Annotated in this window: 15 protein-coding genes and 1 pseudogene; 5 read left to right on the forward strand and 11 right to left on the reverse strand. The window is 72.3% G+C overall.

What is annotated here, in order from left to right; all coding sequences use genetic code 11:
* Nucleotides 1-148: 148 nt before the first annotated feature.
* Nucleotides 149-1,105 (reverse strand): aldo/keto reductase, encoded by a 957-nt coding sequence (locus ACWGJ2_RS03090; protein ID WP_453344181.1) that lies wholly within the window; start codon nucleotides 1,103-1,105, stop codon nucleotides 149-151.
* Nucleotides 1,106-1,338: 233 nt separating this feature from the next.
* Here ACWGJ2_RS03090 and ACWGJ2_RS03095 point away from each other — a divergent pair, with 233 nt between their 5' ends.
* On the forward strand, nucleotides 1,339-2,190 hold the full coding sequence (locus ACWGJ2_RS03095; RefSeq protein WP_453344182.1) for a FadR/GntR family transcriptional regulator: 852 nt from the start codon (nucleotides 1,339-1,341) through the stop codon (nucleotides 2,188-2,190).
* Here ACWGJ2_RS03095 and ACWGJ2_RS03100 read toward each other — a convergent pair.
* Nucleotides 2,148-2,552: a DUF5132 domain-containing protein gene (locus ACWGJ2_RS03100; protein ID WP_453344183.1), complete on the reverse strand. Its 405-nt coding sequence runs from the start codon at nucleotides 2,550-2,552 to the stop codon at nucleotides 2,148-2,150. The genes ACWGJ2_RS03095 and ACWGJ2_RS03100 overlap by 43 nt on opposite strands.
* Nucleotides 2,553-2,627: 75 nt before the next feature.
* On the opposite strand from ACWGJ2_RS03100, the gene ACWGJ2_RS03105 reads away from it, so the two are divergent.
* Entirely contained in the window at nucleotides 2,628-2,840 is a 213-nt protein-coding gene (locus ACWGJ2_RS03105; RefSeq protein WP_453344184.1) for a hypothetical protein, read from the forward strand.
* 52 nt (nucleotides 2,841-2,892) lie between these two features.
* Here ACWGJ2_RS03105 and ACWGJ2_RS03110 read toward each other — a convergent pair.
* The 6 genes and pseudogenes from ACWGJ2_RS03110 to ACWGJ2_RS03135 all read right to left on the reverse strand — a co-directional run.
* Nucleotides 2,893-3,252 (reverse strand): annotated as a pseudogene (locus ACWGJ2_RS03110) (MmyB family transcriptional regulator); the annotation flags it as partial.
* A gap of 18 nt (nucleotides 3,253-3,270) precedes the next feature.
* A complete protein-coding gene (locus tag ACWGJ2_RS03115) occupies nucleotides 3,271-4,698 on the reverse strand; it encodes an acyl-CoA dehydrogenase family protein (RefSeq protein WP_453344185.1) in 1,428 nt (475 codons plus the stop codon).
* The gene (locus ACWGJ2_RS03120) at nucleotides 4,686-4,919 is read right to left on the reverse strand and encodes an MbtH family protein (RefSeq protein WP_453344186.1); all 234 of its coding nucleotides are present in this window, start codon (nucleotides 4,917-4,919) and stop codon (nucleotides 4,686-4,688) included. Before ACWGJ2_RS03120 ends, ACWGJ2_RS03115 begins: the two co-directional genes overlap by 13 nt.
* 1 nt (nucleotide 4,920) lies before the next feature.
* Complete coding sequence (locus ACWGJ2_RS03125) at nucleotides 4,921-7,398, reverse strand: ATP-binding cassette domain-containing protein (protein WP_453344187.1); 2,478 nt, start codon at nucleotides 7,396-7,398, stop codon at nucleotides 4,921-4,923.
* A 157-nt stretch (nucleotides 7,399-7,555) separates the two neighbouring features.
* Nucleotides 7,556-15,256: an amino acid adenylation domain-containing protein gene (locus ACWGJ2_RS03130; protein WP_453344188.1), complete on the reverse strand. Its 7,701-nt coding sequence runs from the start codon at nucleotides 15,254-15,256 to the stop codon at nucleotides 7,556-7,558.
* 246 nt (nucleotides 15,257-15,502) lie between these two features.
* Nucleotides 15,503-16,054: a carboxymuconolactone decarboxylase family protein gene (locus tag ACWGJ2_RS03135; RefSeq protein ID WP_453344189.1), complete on the reverse strand. Its 552-nt coding sequence runs from the start codon at nucleotides 16,052-16,054 to the stop codon at nucleotides 15,503-15,505.
* Between the two features lie 149 nt (nucleotides 16,055-16,203).
* Here ACWGJ2_RS03135 and sigJ point away from each other — a divergent pair, with 149 nt between their 5' ends.
* The gene (sigJ, locus tag ACWGJ2_RS03140) at nucleotides 16,204-17,151 is read left to right on the forward strand and encodes an RNA polymerase sigma factor SigJ (RefSeq protein WP_453344190.1); all 948 of its coding nucleotides are present in this window, start codon (nucleotides 16,204-16,206) and stop codon (nucleotides 17,149-17,151) included.
* A 31-nt stretch (nucleotides 17,152-17,182) separates the two neighbouring features.
* Here the strand turns inward: sigJ and ACWGJ2_RS03145 are convergent, their stop codons facing one another.
* Nucleotides 17,183-17,689 (reverse strand): MarR family winged helix-turn-helix transcriptional regulator, encoded by a 507-nt coding sequence (locus ACWGJ2_RS03145; protein ID WP_453344191.1) that lies wholly within the window; start codon nucleotides 17,687-17,689, stop codon nucleotides 17,183-17,185.
* Nucleotides 17,690-17,796: 107 nt separating this feature from the next.
* Between ACWGJ2_RS03145 and ACWGJ2_RS03150 the strand changes: the two genes are divergently transcribed.
* Nucleotides 17,797-18,219: a Rid family hydrolase gene (locus tag ACWGJ2_RS03150; protein ID WP_453344192.1), complete on the forward strand. Its 423-nt coding sequence runs from the start codon at nucleotides 17,797-17,799 to the stop codon at nucleotides 18,217-18,219.
* A gap of 55 nt (nucleotides 18,220-18,274) precedes the next feature.
* Here the strand turns inward: ACWGJ2_RS03150 and ACWGJ2_RS03155 are convergent, their stop codons facing one another.
* Complete coding sequence (locus tag ACWGJ2_RS03155) at nucleotides 18,275-19,642, reverse strand: aspartate aminotransferase family protein (RefSeq protein WP_453344193.1); 1,368 nt, start codon at nucleotides 19,640-19,642, stop codon at nucleotides 18,275-18,277.
* Between the two features lie 88 nt (nucleotides 19,643-19,730).
* On the opposite strand from ACWGJ2_RS03155, the gene ACWGJ2_RS03160 reads away from it, so the two are divergent.
* On the forward strand, nucleotides 19,731-20,708 hold the full coding sequence (locus ACWGJ2_RS03160) for a LysR substrate-binding domain-containing protein (RefSeq protein WP_453344194.1): 978 nt from the start codon (nucleotides 19,731-19,733) through the stop codon (nucleotides 20,706-20,708).
* Between the two features lie 47 nt (nucleotides 20,709-20,755).
* Here the strand turns inward: ACWGJ2_RS03160 and ACWGJ2_RS03165 are convergent, their stop codons facing one another.
* Nucleotides 20,756-21,709 (reverse strand): DUF4349 domain-containing protein, encoded by a 954-nt coding sequence (locus tag ACWGJ2_RS03165; RefSeq protein ID WP_453344195.1) that lies wholly within the window; start codon nucleotides 21,707-21,709, stop codon nucleotides 20,756-20,758.
* Nucleotides 21,710-21,821 lie beyond the last annotated feature (112 nt).

Raw genomic sequence — 21,821 nt, forward strand, 5'->3', positions numbered from 1 at the left:
GCCCCGCGGGTGTTGTTTGTGTTGGTTTGTTTGTTCGCGGGCCCGGTGATTCGCCCGGCGCCCCCCCCCCCCCCCCGCCGCCCCCCCCCCCCCCCCCCCGGCCCCCCCCACGACCACACCACGGAACCGCTCCACCCGGGGCGGGCGGTCAGTCGAGCACGATGTCCCCGGACCGCGTGGGAACCGCGTCGAGCGCGGCGAGTGTCGCGTCGTCGAGCGTGACCGTGCCCGCGGCGACGTTCGCCTCAAGGTGTCCGGCGTTCGCGGTGCCGGGGATGAGGAGCGTGTTCGGGGAGTGGTGGAGCAGCCAGGCGAGGCCGACCTGTGAGGGGGTGACGCCCAGGGACCGTGCCGCCTGGAGAACGGCCGGTTCGTCGGTCACCTTGGGCAGCCCGGCGAAGGCTCCGCCGAGCGGGAAGAACGGCACCCAGGCGATGTTCTCGGCGGCGCACAGTCGCAGTGTGTCCTCGTCGTCGCGTGCCACGAGGCTGTAGGCGTTCTGCACGCAGGCGATGCCCGCCGGGAGTGCCCGGCGCAGCCCTTCGAGGGTCACGCTGCTGAGCCCGATCGCGCCGATCTTGCCCTCGTCCCGCAGGGCCGTCATGACGGCGAGCTGATCGTCGAGATCGACGACCTGGTCCCCCTCGGCCCGCAGCCCCGGCCCGGTGTCGAGGCGGCGCAGGTTCACCAGCGGGATCCGGGCGAGCCCGAGGCTGGTGAGGTTGTCCTCGACGCTCGCCCGCAGTTCCTCGGGCCGCTGCGCTGGACGCAGCGGAACGGGACCGCCGGGGTGGGGATCGGCGCCGACCTTGCTGACGACGAGGACGCCGTCCTCGGGGCCGATCGCCTCCCGGATGACGTCGTTCACGAAGCCGTCACCGTAGAACTGGGCGGTGTCGATGTGGTCGACGCCCAGCTCGACGGCCCGGCGCAGGATCGCGACGGCCGCGGCGCGGTCGCCGTGCAGGCGCTCGAGCTGCATCGCCCCGTAGCCGACACGGGAGACGGTGCGGCCGACGAGCGGTCCCGCGCCTCCCGGGCGCGGCGCGCCGGTGGCTGTGACGTCGGAGAACTCGGGCAGCTCGGGGGAAGGGATGGTGGACATCGCGGGAGTCCGTTCCTCTGGTGACGGCAAATGAAGTGGAGGCGCCTCCGCTAGTTGAGCCTAGCACTAACGGAGGGCCCTCCGCTTTGAGTCCTTACGGTACGTCCCGTGGTCGGCCGACCGTGAGCGCGCCTGGGGGGAGGGCGCGGGCCCGGGGCGGCTCGCCGGTGCACCGGTCGGCCGGTGAGTCACCGGACTCCCGGCCGATCGTCAACTGCGAAGTGAGGGAACCCGTGGCCGAACTGTCGAGAATCACGGTCGAGCCGCGGGAGCCGCCGGCCGCCGAGGTCTCGCGCCGGCTCATCGACTACCTGATGTCCGGCACGGTGCGGCCCGGCGACCGCATCCCCTCGGAGCGTCAGCTCACCGAGACGCTCGGGGTGAACCGGCCGACCGTGCGCGAGGCCATCAAGTCCCGCGGCTTCCTGGGCCTCCTGGCGATCCGTCAGTCGAGCGGCACATACTTCCGCGGCACCGACTCCGACGTCCTGTACCGGCTGTTCGAGCTGGGGCTGGTGCTCGGCGAGCGCGGCGCCAACGACGTGCTCCAGGCGCGCGCAGAGCTGGAGGCCGTCGTCGCGGGCCTCGCCGCCGAAGCGCGCGACGAGGCCGGGGTGGAGCTGCTGCGCGCCCGGCTCGCGACGATGCGCGACTGCCCGGACGCGGAGTTCGCCGGGGCGGACACGGTCTTCCACGCCGCCCTCGCCGAGATCTCCGGCAACTCGGTCCTGCGGGACATGCTCAAGGGCATGCGCGCGATGATCCAGCGCGGGTGGGTCGAGCGCACCGGCGAGGTCCGCCCGCGCGAGGTGGCCTACGAGGACCATGTGCCGATTTTTGAAGCCGTCGAGCAGGGGGACGCGGAGGCCGCCCGAGCGGCGATGGCCCGGCACATGCGGGGCGCGTCGCGACGCCTGCGCGAGACGCTGGAGCGGCACACCGGCGACGGCGACCGACCGGCTCCCCGGACCCGCCGAGAGGGCCCCGCGGTTCCGGGCGCCCTGGCCCGCTCAAGGGCGGAAATCGCTTCTCGTGTGCCGCCTCATGTGCTGACGTTTCCCGAGCGGGCCTTTTTGGTGGTCTGACGCGACGTCCCCGATTCGCCCTGAAGGTCCGAAGCGAACACTTCAGCCGTCGCCTCGGCGGCGATGTCACTCATATCCTCGTTGATCTCGTGCGCCACTCGCTTGGCATCCAATGCCAGCTTCATGGAGGATTTGACCGTCCCCCGAATAATCTTCTTCATGAGAGGCGCCGAAGCCGCTCCGACCAAGAAGACGGGAATCACAGGGAGCATGTTCAGCACAACCCTTCTCGCAGCAATGCCGGGTTTTCCAGCAGTGTCCTCATGATCCGACCTTAGCCTCCGGCACAACCTCCTCACTGGCGAGAGCCCGATGTTCACCCTTTCGGATGCACCCTCGGCGCCATTGATCTTTTCCGTCATCGGGTGACCTACGGTGCGGCTTGGGCCAGCTTGTGAGCACCATTCTCCACGTTGATATCGAGTCAGGAGTTCACAATGGAAAAATCCGTGACGGAAGATTCCCCTGATACGACTGAGACCACTGCCGCGGAAATCATGTACTCCGCGGAAGTGCACCACTCGAACGGGACGTACACGCTCACCATCACCAATCGCCTGCGCGACGAGGTGGAGGTTTACGAGGTGCCGAAGAAGGCCGTGGAGAAATTGCCGTTCTATCTCGGGATGCTCAGGAACAAGCTCTCCTGAAAGGCTCGCGAAAGGCCGCTCTCCCTGAAAGCCCGTGCCGGACGAGCCGGTGTCAGAGAAGCCGGTCGAGGGCGGCGGCGGAGGGGCTGCCCGGCACCGCCTGATAGAAGATGATCACCTGCTGCTCCGCACCGCCGACGGTGAGGGCCTGCCGCCGCAGTGCCAGCTCCCCCGCCTCGGGATGCGCGAACCGCTTCAGTTCGTCGCGGGAGGCGCGCGCGTCGTGCCGCGCCCACAGGCGGCGGAAGTCCGCGTCCGCCTCCAGCTCGGCGACGAGCCTGGCGGTCCTGGGATCGCGCGGGTCGGCCTCTGCACGCAGCGCTGCGGCGGTCTGCGCGGCGATCCGGGACCAGTCGGGGAACAGCCGGCGGGCCCCGGGGTCGAGGAACACGTCCCGGGCCAGGTTGTGACCGGGCCCGGTGTGTGAGCGTCACGCCCGGCGCTGGGCCACCACCAGCGGGCCCGGCCTGGACCCCGTGAGGAGGGAGTGGGCGAGGACGCTGTAGAGGGTGTCGTTGGGGCCGTCGGCGATGCGCAGGCCCCGGATGTCCCGGAGGCGCTTCTCCAGGGGTGTGCAACGGGTGTACCCCTCGCTTCCGTGGAGCTGGAGCCCGAGATCGACGGCGTGGTAGGAGGTGTCGGTGGCGAGCGCCTTGGCGGCGGAGCAGACCGCCACGTCGGCCCCGCCACCGGCGCCTTCCTGCCCCATCCGTTCCAGGAGGGAGAAGCACCAGGCGGTGGCCGCTTGCACCTCGGCCGCCGCGGTGCCCAGACGGGACACCACGGAGGGCACGTTCGCCAGGGAGACGCGTCCGACGCTGCGCCGACGGGCACGGGCCATCGTCTCCTCGATCGTGGCCGTCGCAGCGCCCAGGCAGACCAGCGCCATCATCAGGCGCCAGTGGGAGAAGTGGGTGTCGAAGATGCGGCGGCCGTCCCCCGGCGCCCCGAGCAGCAGTTCCTTGCCGACGCGTACACCGTCGAATCGCAGGCGTCCCAGGCTCCATCCGCGCAGGCCGAGCGGCGCTGCGGTCTCGGTCAGGACGCCGGCGGTGTCCATCGGCAGCCAGAGCGCCGACAGGGGCACCCCGCGCAGTGCGGCGCCGTCGGTGTCCGCCGCGGCGGCCTGCTCGGGCCCGACCACCTTGCAGAAGACGACAAACCCGACGGCCTCTTCGACCCTGCTGACCAGGCCCTTCGTGCCCGAGAGCAGCAGGTGGTCGCCGTGGTCGACCGCGATGGTGCGCAGGCCGCGCAGATCGGACCCGGAGTGCGGTTCGCTGGACGCCACACCCGCCACCTCGCCCCGGTCCACGACACGGGCGCGGACCGCGCGGGCGACGGAGGCACCGCCGTACCGCAGGGTCATGGCACCGTGTCCCGAGCCGAAGACCTCCCGTGCGTCGCAGTCGCGCTGTCCGGCGAGGAACATCGCCAGCCCCTGCGCTACGGGCCCGAGTCCGGGAGGGACGGACGCCGTCGCGCCCCGGCCCCCCGCGGGGCCATGGCCGTTGCTGCCGCCCTGCTCGGCCGGGGCGGGCGCGAGATCGACCCCTGTCAGTCCGGCCCGCGCCGCGGATCTGCGCAGGCTGAGCCAGCAGGGCTGGGTGCTCTCCTCCGTGACGGGTTCGGGCAGGTGTGTGTCGAGGAAGCCGGTGACGCGGGAGGTGAGGTCTTCCAGCGCGGGGTGGCGGGCGAGAACGGCGCGGAATTCCGGGGCATACACATCGGCGTCCTGGAGGGCTTGGCGGGTGAGCGGGTGTTCCGGGGCGGAATCCCCGGGTGACGGTGGTTCGTCGATCGCTTCGCCGGGACCGGCACGGTGCTGTCCGGCTGCCGACGGCCTCACCTTCCGCACCGTCCGCTCTCCATGGCCTCGACGAGACCACGCGGGCGCATGTCCGTCCATGTCTTCTCGACGTAGTCCAGACACGCCTGCCGGGTGTTCTCGGGGAAGGCGACGGTCCAGCCGTCGGGCACGTCGGCGAAGGACGGCCACAGTGAGTGCTGGCCCTCGTCATTGACGAGCACCAGGGCGCGGGCCTCTTCGTCCTCGAACGGGTTGGTCGCGTGCGTCATCTCAGCGCTCCTGGATCTCAGCGGTAAGGGGCGTCAATGTTCGTGAACTGCACGGCCGGGACCGGGAGTTCGGGTCCTGCTGGCCCGCCTGCAACTTCCACAGGGCGCTGTACATGCCTCCGTTCGCCACCAGTTCCTCGTGTGTGCCCTGTTCGGCGACGAGTCCGCCTCGGCCCATGACGTAGATCCGGTCGGCACCCTGGACGGTGGACAGCCGGTGGGCGATGACGACCATCGTGCGGTCCTGCCCGAACACCTGGAGGGCCTGCTGGATGGTGGCCTCGGTGGCGTTGTCGATGGCCGATGTGGCTTCGTCGAGGATGACGACAGGTGGGTCGCGCAGGATCGTGCGGGCCAGTGCGATGCGCTGTTTCTGCCCGCCGGACAGTGCGGCGCCCCGGTCGCCGACCCGCGTGGCGTAGCCGTCGGGCAAGGTGTCGATGAACTCGTCAGCGCCCGCGGTGCGGGCCGCGGCGACGAGCTGCTCATCGGTGGCGTGGAAGGCGCCGTAGCGGATGTTGTCGGCGATCGTCGCGTCGAACAGGAACGGCTCCTGGGTGACGTATCCGATCGCGCGGCGCAGGTCGGGCAGGGCCAGGGTGCGCACGTCGGTGCCGTCGAGCAGCATCCGTCCCCGCTCGGGGTGGCGGAAGCGCATGAGCAGTTTGGCGATGGTGGTCTTGCCCGCGCCCGTGGTGCCGACGATGGCGGTGGTCCGGCCCGGCGGGATCATCAGGGACGTGTCCCGCAGCACCGGTGGCCTTCCGGGGTAGGCGAAGGTCACCTTTTGCAGTTCGATCTCGCCCTTCACCTCGTGGAGCGGCATGGGGCGGCCCTCGTCGACGGGCTCGACGGGGAGGTCGTGCAGCCGCTCCACCCGGTCCAGCGCGGTGACGGTGCGCTGGTACTGGTCGGAGACGCTGCCCAGCCGGGACAGCCGCAGCATGGCGATGCCCGGCAGTTCGATCAGCGGGCCGAAAGCGGCGGTGGGCAGCTCGCCCCGCAGCACGGACCTGCCGCCCAGCAGCACCGTGCCGACCAGCGCCGAACCACCGGCCAGCCGCAGGATCTGCGGCGGCAGGGCCGCGCTGCGTCCCGTGGAGCGGTTGATGTCGCTGCACTTGCGGTTGAGCGCGCCGACACGTGCGATCTCGTGCTCCTCGGCGACGGTGGACTTGACGGTGGTGTGGGCATGGAGGTTCTCGGTCACCCTGCTGTTCAGTCGCTCGCGTTGCTCGCCCGCGAGGGCGTTGCCCGCGACCGCGCGTTCGTGGAAGCGGAAGGACAGCCAGGCGACGAGCGGGACGGGTGCGAAGGCGACCCACGCGATCTGCGGCGCGAGCAGCAGGAACATGGGGACGAGCAGTGCGAGGCTGGCGCCCATCTGCACGACGTCGTGCAGATGGGAGCCGACGAAGACACCCAACTGGCTGATGTCCTCGGACAGGACCGTGTTGACGCGGCTGACGCGCTCGTCCTCCAGGTCGGCGGGTGCCACGTGCTGGATGTGCGCGTAGGTGCGGGTGCGCCAGTCGTCCTCGACGTCCTGTGCCACTCCCCGCCAGGCGACGCCCGCGCCGTAGCCCAGGCCCGCCATGGCGACGCAGGCCAGTCCGGCGGCGCCGACCAGCGTCGACAACTGGGCGGTGACTCCGATGACGCCCATCCTGGTCAGGGTGGCGCTCCCGCCCTTGGCGAGCAGCAGCACGATCGAGGGGGTCAGCGCGAACAGTGCCATCTCGGCCAGTTGCGAGAGCGCGGACAGTGTGGCCGCGAAGGTGAACTTGCGTTTGTTGTTCCCGATGATGCGCCGCAGCGCGTGGCTGCGCGGGGCGGACTCGCCCGACTGTTCCCGCGCGCGGTCGGCTCTTCGCCAGGCTTGTCTGACGACGCCCACGGTCCCGGCTGTCGCGAGTCCGAGGGTGATGAGGGGGCGGCCGAGCAGCTTCAGGAGGAACGGCCCTCCCCCGACGGCCGCCGCGAGCACGCCTCCGGCCGCGAACACCTTGGGCAGCCAGCGCCCTGGTCCTTCGCCACTCCTGCCGCCGGTCCCCTGCCGGCGCGCCGGACGTGTGCCCGGTGCGGGACGCGGTCCCGGCACTCGGTGTGCTTCCGGCACCCCGTTCGGGTGCGACGGGGGTGCCGGGGCGAGGCCGAGCAGATCCGCCGCGGAAGCGCGCAGGCCGACGAGGGCCCGGTCCACCGCCTGGTGCAGCAGCCGGGCGGCCTCGCGCGGGCTGAGGGTGCGGTCGTGCCGGAGCAGCACCCGCCCCGTGACGGGGCTGACGCTCGCCTCCTCGATGCCCGGGGTCCGGCGGAGCGCTGCCTCGGTCTGCCGGGCCAGCGCCGGTCTGCCGCGGATGAGGTTCACCTCCCATCGTTGGCGGCCGGGGACGATCGAGCGCGCCGACATCCGCACGCGCGTCAGCGCGCGGAGTGCCGTCACGGCGTCGGCGGGCGGGCTTGCGGTCATGGCCATCGTGACAATCACCTGTTTCCGGGTGGGGCACCACGGTGGGCGCTGTGGGACACGGATGGGCTCGGGAAAGGGGCTTGAGGGGCTATCGCACTGCTGACGGGCGCGGGCGCGGGCACGCGTTGCGGACGTATCGGTCTGCCGCGTGTCCGGGCAGGTGTCACCCTTCGATGAAGTTCCAGTAGGCGCGGATCGCGCGCTCGTCGATCTCCGGGACGGCGACCCCGAGTCGGCGCAGCCGGTGGAGGGTGCGGTCGTTCTCGAATTCCAGGGACGGCTGCCGCGCGGCGGGTGCTTGCTCGGCGTACTCCTCAAGGTGTGCCTGGTAGGGCAGGATCGGCAGGTCCCGCCCTCGCGCGCTCGCGCGGCGCAGTTGCCGCAGCCACTCGGTGAGCGGAACCTCTGCGGTGTGTGTCCCGTGTGCCCGGTCGTACGCGGCGAGGAAGGCGCCGGGTCCGGTCCTGCGCGGGTGGTGGAGGTGATGCACGCCGTGCACGCCGCCACCCCCGTCACCGTCAACGTCACCGTCGCCATCACCGTCGTACGGCAGCAGTGCGACGACGGCGCGGGCGAGGACGTCGACGGGAAGCAGCGCCTCCCGGAGTCCCGGATCCCCCGGCCAGCAGCCGAGCGTCACACAACTGCTCAGCAGCCGCGAGAACATGTCGTCCCGGTTGCAGGCACCGGTCGTGGTGTGCGCCCAGACGCGGCCCAGCCGGTGGATGCCACCGCTCGCGCCCCGCTCGAAGGCACGCTCCACGAGTTGGTCGGCCACCCACTTGCTCGCCGCGTAGCCCCTCCCGAAGGGGTGCCGTTCGCCATCGGTCGGCGCGTCCTCCGTGACCGTCCGGGGTTCCGGGCCCGGCCGGAACACCGCGAGTGTCGAGAGGTGGTGGAACGCCTTCGGCCGTCCCTCGGCCGCCAGCCGCAGCAGGGTGCGGGTGCCCTCCACGTTGGCGGGCTTCAACTGTGCGTACGGCGAGAGGTGGTGGACGCGCGCGCCGCAGTGGACGATGGTGTCGACCCCCTCGCGCAACCGTGCCCACTCCGCGGGTCCGAGGCCGAATTCACCCGCCGCGAGGTCGCCCCGTACGACGTTCAGCCGCGGATCGCCGAGCACAGGGCCGAGGCCGTAGGCCCGCGCGGTGTCTGCCAGCCGCTCCCGTGCCTGCGCCTCGGACCGCGCCCGCACGAGACAGTGCACCCGGGCCGCGCTCCCGCGCAGCAGCTCCGCCATGACGAAGGCACCGACGAACCCCGTGGCACCGGTCAGCAGGATCTCGCGCTGCCCGCCTTCCGGCCCCGTGGCGGACGCGGCGCGCGCGGCGGCGGGGAAGCGCAGAGCAGGGCTCAGCCGCGCTTCCGTCTCCGGCACCCAGGAGAGTGGCGTGCGGGGCTCGTCCGTGCTCAGGTGCCGGGCCAGTCCCGCCGGGGTCGGTGCCTCCAGGAGCGTCGAGAGACGGAAGGGGCGCGCCAGGGTCTCGCCGATCCTGCGGGCCAGCCGGACGGCGAGCAGCGAGTGGCCGCCCAGCGCGAAGAAGTCGTCGTCGGCGCCGCACGCGGGCAGCTCCAGCACCTCGGCGAACAGCTCGCACAGCGCCCGCTCCAGCGGGGTGCGCGGCGGACGCCCGCTCCCGGCGCCCGAGGCGCCCGCCGCGCCGCCCGGAGCGGGCAGTGCGGCGCGGTCGAGCTTGCCGTTCGTAGTCAGCGGCAGCGCGTCCAGCGCCACGAAGGCGGACGGCACCATGTGGGCGGGGAGGCGCACGCGGAGGTAGGCGCGCAGTTCGGCGGCGTCGGCCTCGGCTCCGGGGACGGGCACGGCGTACGCGACCAGGCGGGTGTCACCGGGGCGTTCCTCGCGCGCTGTGACGGCCGCGTGGGCGACCCGGGGGTGTGCGGCGAGGGCTGCCTCGACCTCGCCGGGTTCGACGCGGTGGCCGCGCACCTTGACCTGGCCGTCCGTGCGTCCGGCAAAGACGAGCTGCCCGTCGGGGCGATGACGGGCCAGATCGCCGGTGCGGTACATGCGCGTCCCCGGCGGGCCGTACGGGTCGGCGACGAAGCGCTCGGCCGTCAACGCCGCCCGGCGCAGATAGCCGCGTGCCAGGCCCGCCCCGGCCACATACAGTTCGCCGGTCACGCCCGGCGGCACAGGCCGCAGGGCGGCGTCCAGCACATAGGCACGGGTGCCGGGGACCGGCCGTCCGACGACCGGGGTGGCGGAGGCGTCCAGGCGGGCCTGTACGCAGTCCACGGTGCACTCGGTCGGCCCGTACATGTTGTAGGCCGTCAGTCCTTCGACGGCCCGCAGTTCCTCCCACAGCCGGTCCGGCAGCGCCTCGCCGCCGAGGACGGCCACGCCGGGCCGCCACCGTTCGTGTGTGAACAGGCCCTGCTCGGCCAGGACACGGAGGTACGAGGGGGTGGCGTCCACGCTGTCGATCCGGTGCTCGGCCAGCCAGGACACGCACCGGTCAGCATCCGCCCAGGTGGCGGCGTCGGGCACATGCAGTTCGTGGCCGTCGAGGAGGGCCGCGAGCTGACCCCAGGAGGCGTCGAAGGAAACGGAGGCGGTGAGGGCCACCCGCAGCGGCCGGTTCCCGAGGCGTTCGGCCGCCGGACGGAACACCTGGCGCCGGTACCGCGCCGCCACGTTGACGACGCTCGCGTGGCGGGTGACGACGCCCTTGGGGGTCCCCGTGGATCCCGAGGTGTAGATGACGTACGCGGGATGGTCGGGCAGCAGCCCCGTCACCGGGTCCGCGATCTCGGCCGTGTCCTTCTCCGCTTCCCCGCCCGCCGGTTCCGGCCCGTCCAGCAGCAGCCGCGGCACTCGCGTACCGAGGCCGCAGGACACCGCCGTGCTGGTGAGGAGCAGTACGGGCCGTGCGTCCTCGGCCATGGCCGCGAGGCGCGGGGCCGGGTGGTCCGGGTCCAGTGGCAGATAGGCGGCCCCGGCCTTGAGCACGGCGAGCACGGCCACGACGAGGTCACTCGAACGCGGCAGGGCGAGGGCGACCACGTCCTCGGTGCCGACACCGCGAGCGGTCAGCACATGTGCGAGCCGGGCCGCGCGGGCGTGCAACTGGGCGTAGGTGAGCGTGCCGCCGTCGGCCACCACCGCGACCGCGTCCGGGGTGGCGCGCACCTGTGCGTGGAACAGCTCTGGGATCGTGCCCGCGGGTGCCTGCTCCGGGGTGTCCTCGTCGGCGTCCCCGAGGAGGAGACGCCGCTCGGCCCCTGACAGCACCTCGACGCGGCTGAGCGGGCGGTCCGGGTCCTGGACGACGGATTCCAGCAGCCGCGTCCAGCGCGCGGCCAGGTGCTGGACCGTGTCGTGGTCGAAGAGGTCGGTGGCGTAGTCGAGGGTGCCGCTCAGGCCGAGGCATTCGCCCTGGGCTGAGCGCCGTTCGCGGATGCCGATGTCCAGATCGAACTTGGCGGTCTCCGTCGGCACCAGGACGCTGGTCGTGCGCAGCCCGGGGAGTGTGAACGCCGCGTCCTCGTCGGCGTCGACGGACAGCGCGACCTGGAAGAGCGGGTGTCGGCCCGGCGACCGGGGCGGGTTCAGCGTCTCCACCAGCTGCTCGAAGGGCACGTCCTGGTGTGCGTAGGCGGCCAGCGCGGTGTCGCGGACGCGCTCCAGCAGCTCGGTGAAGGCGGGGTCGCCGGAGGTGTCGGTGCGCAGCACGAGGGTGTTGACGAAGAAGCCCACCAGCTCGTCGAGCGCCTGGTCGGTGCGTCCGGCGATGACGCTGCCGACGGGGATGTCGGTGCCCGCGCCCAGCTTCGTCAGCAGCGCCGCCAGGCTCGCGTGCAGCACCATGAAGAGGCTCGTTCCCGACCGCGACGCCAGTTCCGTCAGCCTCGCGTGCAGTTCCGCTTCGACGTGGAGGGTGACCCTGCCGCCCCGGTACGACGCGACGGCGGGGCGTGGCCGGTCGCGGGGAAGCGCCAGTTCGCCGGGTAGGTCCGCCAACGCGGTTGTCCAGTGGGCGAGTTGGCGGCGGAGGAGGCTGTCGGGGTCGTCGGGGGCGCCCATGAGCCGACGCTGCCACAGTGCGTAGTCGGTGTAGCGCGCCGGCAGTGGCGGCCAGTCGGGTTCCCGGTCTTGGCGCCGTGCCGTGTAGGCGGTCGCCAGATCGCGGGCCAGCCGGGTCAGGGACCAGCCGTCGGCGGCGATGTGGTGGATGGCGATCGCCAGCACATGCTCGGCGGGCTCGACGGCCCCTGCGTGCTCCGTGGGCTCCGTGGGCTCCAGCGCGCACAGCTCCGCGCGCAGCGGGGGTTCGACGGCGAGGTCGAACGGGTGGCGCACGGCCTCCGACAGCCGCTGCCGCAGCGACTCCTCGTCGTCCACGCCGGTGACCGGCAGTGCGGGACGCGCCTCGGAGGCGTCGAGGATCCGCTGGACGGGCTCGCCCCCGACGTCGGGGAAGACCGTGCGCAGGCTCTCGTGCCGTGCCACCACATCGCCCAGCGCCCGTTCCAGCGCTCCCCTGTCGAGCTCACCGGTCAGGCGTTGCACCAGGGGGATGTTGTAGGTGGCGCTGGGGCCCTCCGCGCGGTGCAGGAACCACAGCCGCTGCTGCGCGAACGACAGCGGAACGAGGCCGGGTCGCGCCTGGACCGTCAGCGCGGGGCGTGGTGTCCCGTCGGCGCCGTCCAGACGGGCCGCCAGGCGGGCGACCGTGGGCGCCTCGAACAGGGCGTTCAGCGGCAGCTCGGCGCCGAGCACGGTGCGGATGCGGGACACCAGGCGGATCGCCTGGAGCGAGTGGCCGCCCGTGGCGAAGAAGTCCGTGTCCACGCCGCCGCACGGCACACCCAGCACCTCGGCGAACAGTTCGCACAGCAGTTGTTCGCGCGGGGTGCGCGGTGCCCGCCCCGCGGGCTCGCCGGAGTCCTCGTCGTCGGGCGCGGGCAGGGCCGCGCGGTCGGTCTTTCCGCTCGGGGTCAGCGGCAGCTCGTCGAGCATGACGAAGGCCGACGGCACCATGAAGCCGGGCAGCCGCTCGCGCAGGTGCTCGCGCAGTGACCGTGGCGTCGTGCGGTACTCGTCCGCCACGACGTAGGCGACGAGCCGTAGTTCCTCCCGCTGCCGGTCCCGGTGGGCGAGCACCGCGGCCCGCGCCACACCGGGGCAGGCGGTCAGCGCCGCCTCGACCTCTTCCTGCTCGATGCGGAAACCGCGGATCTTCACCTGCCGGTCGGCGCGGCCGAGGTAGTCGAGCTGTCCGTCGGCGCGCCACCGCACCACGTCACCCGTCCGGTACATCCGCGTCCCCGGCGGGCCGTAGGGGTCCGCGACGAACCGCTCGGCCGTCAGTCCGGGCCGACGCAGATAGCCGCGGGCCAGGGAGACACCGGCGATGTACAGCTCGCCGGGTGTGCCGGGGGGAACCGGGCGCAGGGTGGCGTTCAGTACGTAGACGCGGGTGCCGGAGTGCGGGCGGCCGATCGGGGGCGCGGTGCCGTCGGGTGTCAGCGGATGGCTGGTGGTCACCATCGCGGTGGTCTCCGTCGGGCCGTAGACGTTCATGAGGCGGCGGCCCGGAGCCCACCGTGCCACCAGTCCCGACGGGACCGGCTCGCCGCCCACCACCAGCGTCGGGACCGGGCTCTCCTGCTCGGCCAGCACCGCCAGCGCCGACGGCGGCGCGAACGCGTGGGTGATCCGCGCGCCGGGGTCGGTGAGGACGGACAGCGGGTCGGTACGGGGCGCGAGGACCAGCGCGGCACCGGTCAGCAGGGTGACGCACAGCTCCCATGTGCAGGCGTCGAAGCTGGGCGAGGCGAGTTGCGGGAACCTGCTGTCGGAGGTGATCCCCAACTGCTCCTTGTGGAAGGCGACGAGGGAGGCGATACCGGTGTGCGGCACCAGCACCCCCTTGGGGCGTCCCGTCGAGCCCGAGGTGTAGATCACGTAGGCCGGGTGCCGGTGGTCCACCGTGATGCCCGGGTCGGTGTCCGGCTGCCCCTCGGCAAGCCGGGCCATGACCCTCGGATCGTCCAGCACCAGGGCCGGTTGGGCGTCGGTGAGCATGAACTCCCTTCGCGCCGACGGGTATTCGGGATCGACGGGCAGATAGGCGGCCCCGGCCTTGAGCACGGCCAGCTCGGCGACGACCAGTTCCACCGAGCGCGGCAGGGCGAGGGCGACGATGTCCTCGGCGCCGATGCCACGGCCCTTCAGCGCGTGTGCCAGCGCGTTGACGCGCGCGTTCAGCTCCCGGTACGTGACCGTGGTGCCGTCGGCCACCACAGCGGGCGCGTCCGGCACCCGGCGGACCTGCTCCTCGAACAGGACCGGCACCGGAGCGGCGGGCACACCGGACGCGGTGGCATCGCCCGTCGCGAGGAGGGAGCGCCGCTCGTCGGCCGACAGCACATCGAGCCCGCCGACCGGGAGTTCGGGATCGAGGTCCGCCATGCGCGTCAGAAGGTCCAGCAGGCGCCGCTGGGTGTCCACGAGCTCCGCCTGGCCGTGCGCGTCCGGTGGCGCGTGCAGCCTCATGTGCGGGCCTGAGCCGTCCCTGCGGTCCCACACCATGACCATCAGATCGGCGCCCAGCGGGAAGGAGAGGTTGTGCGCCGTGCACGGGTGGCCCGCGAAGGAGAAGTGGTAGTCGAATCCGATGAGGTTGACCATCGGTGAGAACACCGCGCCGGGGCCACGGGACAGGCCGAGGTCGCGGTGCAGGTCCTCCGCGCGGTAGCGCTGGTGCTCCAGCGCCTCGCGCATCCGCTCGTCGGCCTGGGCGAGCAGCGCTCCCAGCGACATGCCGGGCCTGACCGTCAGCCGTACCGGGACGCTGTTGGCCAGCATCCCCGGGGTGGTGCGGGAGGCCGGGCCCACCCGGCCCGCCACCGTCAGCCCGATCACCACGTCCTGAACACCCGTCAGGCGGTGTTCGTACAGCGCCACGGCCGCGAACACGAACCGGAACCGGGAGACCCCGGCGCGCGAGGCCGCCTCCCGCAGTGCCTCCGGCTGCGGCAGCGGCAGCAGCGCGGTTCTCGGGACGGCACCGGCCACCACGCCCCCGGGCGGCGGGCCTTCGGCCGGGGGCCGCTGCCTCGGCAGGCTGCCCGGGGCGCTCGCACCGGGCCCGCCCCCGCCGGGCGCGGACGCGACGGGCGAGGACGCGACGGTACGCGCCCAGCCGGACAACTGCCGCGTCCAGTGCGCGCGGTCGGCGGCGCGGTCCTCGGACTCCTGGTAGTCCAGGTCCTCCTGGACCAGCGCCGACAGCGGACCGAACGGACTGGGCCCGGCCTTCTCACCGCGCGTCAGGGCCGTGTAGACCTCGGCGACCCGCCGCGCGACGAGGGAGTAGCCGAAGGCGTCCACCGCACCATGGTGGTAGGAGTGGCACCACCAGAACCGGTCCGGCGCCAGCCGCAGCAGCCCGAAGCTGAACAGGGGCCCCGAGGCCAGGTCCAGGGGCCGGGCCAGGTCGGCGGAGATCCACGCGTGTGCGGCGGCCTCCGGGTCCGGTGCGTCGCTGACGTCGACGAACGGGAGCGTCCAGGGAAGCTCGCGCTCCAGGAGCTGAACGGGCCCGTCCTCGCCGGGCACCAGGCGCACCCGCAACGCGTCGGCCTCGGAGACCACATGGCGCAGCGCCTCCTCGAAGACGGCGGGCTCGACAGGGCCGCGGATCTCCAGGTACTCCCCCAGGCGCAGTGCCTCACGTGTCTCGGGGTAGTGCTGCTCGGCGAGCCAGACCTCGCGCTGTGCCGCCGTCACCGGCAGGACCTCGACCGGCGGACCGGCGGTGCCGGCCGCTTCGGACGCGGGATCCGGGGACGGCGCTCGGCCGTCGATGTGCTGGGGGGACACCTGGCGATGGGTCAACGAGGAACCTCCTGCAAGGGGGCCGTCGGCAGCGGGCAGGAGGACATACCTGCCTGGTCAGAACCTTTGCCGTCATTCATCGTGCCAGCAGACAAGGCGACCTCTGCGTCCTCAGGGATTACGCCACCCGAAGGAATGATGTGCCGTTCCTCGTACGCACACCGCCCATGACCTGGTACGCGCCCGCCCTGCGCGCAGGAGCCCGGGACGGGCGCACTCGCTGTGCGCCCGCCCCGGGCCCCGCGGTCACCTGCTGTAGTTCTGCCCGGGGGCCCTGCCGGGGATCGGCTTGGCGATGAGGGCCACGGGGATGAAGAAGCAGATCAGGCCGATCGCCAGGGTGAGCGTCCACAGCGCCTTGTCGTCGTAGTGCGCGTGCGCCCTGGCGTACAGCTCGTCGGAGACACGCTCCCCGAGCGCCCTCGGCGTGAGGACGGCCTCCACCAGCTCCAGTGCGACCCGTTCGGCGTCGGTGAAGAAGGGCGCGTCCTGCCATGACGCCACGGCGGTGATGCGCTCCTCCGTCTCCCCCGCCTTGCGGAGGTCGTTGGTCTGCCGGACAGCGTGGTAGGTGCTGCCGACGATCTGTCCGGCCCGTAGCTGCACCAGGCTGACGGTGGTCTGCGGTATCGAACCGTTCCCCACGGCCTTGGCCATGGCTCCGGCGAACGCCGCCAGTTCGGGGAAGAACTGGACGGGGTCCGGCAGCCGGGACCGCGAGGTGCCGTCCTGCCCGGTCGTCGCCGAGGTGGTGCTCGCGGCGGAGTCGCCCGCCGGGATGTTCGTGGAGGTGGTCATGGTGTGTCTGCCCTTCTCGGTGTCACGGTTTCTCGGCACTCCGACGACACGGCCACCGGGAGTGTGAGGCGGCGCGCCGACGTCACAGTCCGGCGCCGTGTTCCGTCGTACGGGTGAGGGCAGCAGCGACCGAAGGAGCCGTCGACACCATGACCACCTCGTCCGTGCCACGAGACGACCTGACCGACCCGGGCCTGAGCGTGCTCATGAGCGAGCGGCGCAGGCTGATCAACCTCGCCTACCGTCTCCTCGGCTCCCTGGCCGACGCCGAGGACGTCGTCCAGGAGACCTACGCACGCTGGTACGCGATGTCCCGGCAGCAGCAGGAGGCCATCGCGTCACCGGGCGGCTGGCTGACGAGGGTCGCGAGCCGCATCTGCCTGGACCATCTGCGCTCGGCGCGGGCCCGGCGGGAGCGCTACGTCGGCCCGTGGATACCCGAGCCGCTGCCAGGGCGCGCGGAGGGTGCCGCCGCGCTGCCGTCCGGCGCAGCGGCCGGTCCCACCGACCCGGCCGACCGCGTCACCCGCGACGAGTCGGTCAGCATGGCCTTCCTCGTCGTGCTCGAACTGATGACACCGGCCGAGCGCGTCGCGTTCCTCCTGCACGACGTCTTCTGCCACCCCTTCGCCGAGGTGGCGGGGATACTCGGCCGCACGCCGGAGGCGTGCCGTCAACTGGCCTCCTCGGCCAGGCGCCGCGTCCGCGCCGCACAGTCGCCCACGCCCCCGGCGCCCGAACACGCCCGTATCGTGCGGGACTTCAAGCGGGCGTGGGAGGCCATGGACGTCAACGCGCTCATCGGCCTGCTGGACCCGGCCGCCACGGTGACCGCCGACGGCGGCGGGATCGTCAACGCGCTGCCCAGGCCGGTCGAGGGCAGCGAGCGGATCGCGCACCACATCGTCCAGTTCACCGGCACGGGGCCCCGGCTGGTGGTCACGGAACGCATGGTCAACGGTCAGCCCGGCCTGGTGGTCCTCCAGGGCGGCTCCGTCGTGACGGTGATGGCGTTCGACGTCGCGGACGACCGGATCACGCGCATCTGGGCGGTACGCAACCCCGAGAAGCTCCGGCACTGGACGGTGGAGCCGTAGAGCACACGGGCGGGGACGCCGAAGACACCTCCTACGCGAGGTCGACGGGCCGTACGCGCAGCTTGGCGGCGATGCGGGCGAGCGCCTGCTGGTCCTCCGGGGTGAGCGGGTCGAGCACGCACTGCCGTACCGCGCGCACATGGGTGGGTGCTGCGGCGACCACCACGTCGTACCCGGCGTCGGTGAGGGCGGCGAGGGTGTAGCGGCCGTCGTCGGGGTCGGGCGAACGCTCCATCCAGCCGCGCCGCTCGAACCGTTTGACGACGTTGGACAGCCGCGAGAGCGAGCCGTTGGCGAGGTAGGCCAGCTCGCTCATCCGCAGGCGGCGGTCGGGGGCCTCCGAGATCTGGCTGAGGACCATGTACTCGAAGAGGGTCAGGCCGGCTTGCTGTTGCAGCGGCGACTCCAGCCGTCCCGGCAGCAGCAGGACCAGCGAGGCCAGCCCGGTCCACGCCTCCTTCTCGTCGGCGCTCAGCCACAGCGCGTCGTCGGAGGCGTCCTCGCCGGGGTTCGGGCTCGGGTTCGCGGGGGTGGGCATGGCGGCACCTTACCGAACAGCTATCACTTCACGCGTGAAGCGAAACATGCTAGGTTCACTTCACGCATGAAGTGAACGCGTGTGAAGTGATCGGGAAAGGAATTGCCATGAGCAAGCCGGAGTTCTTCGCCACGCCCGGATACGGCGACACCCAGTTGGCCAACATGCACTACCAGCAGGCGGTCCGGCTCGGCGACCGCGTCGAGATCTCGGGCCAGGGCGGGTGGGACGACAACTTCAACTTCCCCGAGTCCCTGGAGGAAGAGATCGTCCGGGCCTTCGAGAACGTCGAACGCACCCTCGCCACCGCGGGCGCCACATGGCGCGACGTCATCTCCGTGAACTCGTACCACATCCCCGACTCCCCGGACTTCATCGGAGAGGTACACGGCCGCGTCATGGTGGAGCAGTTCCGCGAGCACATGGGTGACCGCGCCCCCATCTGGACCCAGATCGGCGTTCCGGCACTCGGCGCCCCGAACATGCGCGTCGAGATCCGCGTCACCGCACTCCTGGGGCAGGACGCCTGACCGGCGCACCGTCCCCTTCGGCTCCGTGCGCGAGGGGGACGGTGGCGCGGGGCGGTCAGAGTGCGGCGCAGGTGTCGGCTATCGCCTCGTCCAGGATCGCCAGGCCGAGGGAAAGCTCCTCCTCGGTGGCGGTCAGCGGGGGCGCGATGCGGAAGACGCCGCCCATGCCCGGGAGCTGGACGATGTTCATGTGGAGGCCGAGTTCCAGGCAGCGCCGGGTGACGCGCGCGCCCATCTCGTCCGAGCTCTCCTTCGTCTCGCGGTCGACGACGAGTTCGAGCCCGGCCAGCAGGCCCCGGCCGCGGATGTCACCGACGACGGGGTGGCGCTCGGCGATGTCCGTCAGGCCGTCGCGGAGGAACGTGCCGAGCGCGTGCGCCCGCTCGTCGAGCCTGTCACGGGCCAGCACGTCGAGGACGGTGTTGCCGACGGCGGCCACCAGCGGGTCGGAGACGTGTGTGGTGAGGAACAGGAACCCGCGCTCGTGCGCCTTCTCCTCGATCTCGGCGCTGGTGACCACGGCCGCCAGCGGCAGCCCCGCGCCGAGCGTCTTGGACAGGGTGATGATGTCAGGGACGACGCCGTCGCGCTCGAACGCGTACCAGGTTCCCGTGCGGCACAGGCCGGTCTGCGCCTCGTCGAATATCAGCAGCATCCCGCGCTCACGGCACTTCTCCTGGAGCGCCGCGAAGTATCCGACGGGCGGCTCGATGATGCCGCCCGAGCTGAGGATCGGCTCGACGAGGCACGCGGCGAGGCTGCCCGTCGACTGGGCGTCGATCAGGTCGAAGGCGAAGTCGAGCTGACGGCGCCAGTCCAGCTCCCCTTCGGCCGTGGTGAAGTCGGGGCGGTACGGGTGCGGCGCGGGGATGGCGAAGTTGCCCGGAGCGCCGGGGCCGTAGCCCTTGCGGCCCGCGCTGTAGGTGGCGGAAGCGGCGGCCTGCGTCATGCCGTGCCAGGACCGCGCGAACGAGACGACCTCGTGCCCGCCGGTGACCAGCTTGGCCATCCGGATCGCGGCCTCGTTCGACTCGGCGCCCGTCGTCAGCAGCATCGCCTTCTCCAGCGGCGCGGGCAGCGTCTCGGCCAGCCGCCGGGCGAGGTCGACCACGGGGCGGCTCAGCATGCCGCTGTAGAGGTGGTCGAGGGACGCGACCTGCCGCTGGACGGTTTCGACGATCTCGGGGTGCGAGTGACCGAGGATCGCGCTCATCTGGCCGGAGGTGAAGTCGAGGATCTTCCGGCCGCCCTCGGTGAACACGAAGCTCCCGGCGGCGCGGTCGACGACCTCGCGGGTGAAGGGGCCGCCGTAGCGCACGAGGTGCTTGTCGGCGTCGGCCCAGAAGCTCTCGGAGGAGGCGGCGGGGGCGGTGGGGGTCGAGGGGGCGGCGGGGGACGGTGAGGCGGTGGTCGAAGCAGGCATGCCCTCGACGGTAGGCCGCGCCCGAGCGTCGCGTCCATCACACAATTCCGGCTGTCCTGTACGGCAAAACCGCACAACAATGGCCAGCATGATGAATCCCTGGAGGCTGCGGCTGCTGAGCCAACTGGACACGCTGGGCACCGTCAGGGCGGTCGCCCAGGCCGCCAGCCTGAGCCCGTCCAGCGTGTCCCAGCAGCTCGCGGTGCTGGAGGCCGAGACGCGCACGCAGCTGCTGGAACGCACGGGGCGCCGGGTGCGGCTGACCTCGGCCGGGCTGATCCTCGCGCGGCGGGCGCGGGCGATCCTCGACCACATGGACGGCGTCGAGGAGGAGCTGCGCGGCTTCGGCGAGGAACCGGCCGGGCTGGTGCGGCTGGGCGCGTTCCAGAGCGCGATCCACACCATGGCCGTGCCCGCTGTGACCCGGCTGGCGCGCGAGCACCCGCATCTGGAGATCGAGCTGCTGGAGCTGGAGCCGCACGAGAGCGTGCCCGCGCTGCGGGGCGGCGACGCGGACGTCATCATCACGACCACGGACTTCGACGAGCTGCCGCTGGGCCCCGACCTCGACCTCGTGACGCTGGCCACGGACCCGATCGTGCTGGTGGTCCCGCCGGAGCACCCCGCGGCAGGGCGCGGCACGGTGGACCTCGCGGCCTACGCGGACGAGCCGTGGGCGTTCGACATCCCGCAGTCGTACATGGCGAACCTCGCGCTGCGGCTGTGCCGTCAGGCACGGTTCGAGCCGCGGGTGGTGTGCCGGTTCAGCAACTACATGATGACCTTGCAGCACGTCGAGCAGGGACTGTCGATCGCGCTGCTGCCGGGGCTTGCCGTCGACCGCCGCTACCGCGTCGCCACCAGGGAGCTGGCGACTCCCCTGACGCGCACGATCACGGCGGCCATCCGCCGAGGCTCGCCGCCTCGCGCGGCTGTGCGCGCCGTGCTGGACGCGCTGCGGCACGCACCGGACCCGTCGACGGCCGGGCCCGGACCGGAGCCCGGACCGGGGCAGGGACCGGAGCCAGGGCCCGACGACTCGCCACCGGACCCTCCGTCGACGTGACCCGACCGGCGGCCTGACCGGACGAGCCCCGCTCCCCGCTTCCCACGTCAGTGGTTCTCGGAGCCCTCCGGAGCACGCTCGGTCCCGGCACCGTCCGCTGCGGCGGGCGCCGGACGGCGTGCGAGCCGCGGCCTCACCAGCAGCCACAACCCCACCAGCAGCGCGGCCCCCGCGGCGAACGGCAGCACCGCGCCGAGCGCCACCGCCACCCAGCGCAGCACCGTCACGAACGCGCTCCAGCCGCCCGCCAGCGCGTCCGTGAACCCCGGCTCGTCGTCCTCCCCTGCCGCCTTCGGCCGCGTCTCGGACAGGGAAAGGGTGATGGTGGCGAAGTCCGTGCGGTCCTTGAGGGACGCCTGCCGTGCCAGCAGGGACTCCAGGTCCGCCTGGCGGGAGGCGAGTTCGCTCTCCAGCTTCACCACGTCGTCCAGCTCGGTGGCCTTGTCCATCAGCTCACGGATGCGGGACACACTGGCCCGCTGGGACTTGACGCGGCTCTCCACGTCGACGACCTGTTCCGTGACGTCCTGCGCCTTCGAGTCGCGCTTCAGGAGCCGTCCCGCGCCCTCCAGGCCGGTGAGGACCTCCTCGTACTCCTCGGCGGGGACGCGCAGCACCACGCGCGTGCTTTCGTGCCCTTCGTCGTCCCGGCTGGTGGACTCCTTGCCGACGTAGCCACCGGCCGCCTCCGTGGTGCTCCTGGCCTCGTCCAGTGCCTTCGGCACGTCTTCCACCCGGACGGTCAGCGAGGCGGTCCGGATGACGTTGCTCCGGTTCAGCCGCGACGGCGCGGCCGACCCTGGACCGTCGGCCGCACCGCCCCGGGAGGCCCCCTTCTTCCCGTCCGTCCCCGCCTCGGGGGCGGCGGCGTCCTGAGCCGTCCCGTCGGCGGAGCCGCCCGCGGAGCCCTGCCCTCCGGTGCAGCCGGTGAGCACGAGTGCCCCGGCCAGCAGGGCGCCGGCCAGGGCGTGAACGGGCTGTAAGGAACGGTGCACGCGCATCTGTGTCCCCCCTTGGGGTCGTCTTGACTGCCGTCCCTTCGACGTCGCGCGTGCGGCGTGAGACGGCGCGGAACGGTCCCAAAGAGGTCACGGTCGGAACTCGACCGCGGTG

The sequence above is a fragment of the Streptomyces sp. NPDC054796 genome, from assembly GCF_053611545.1.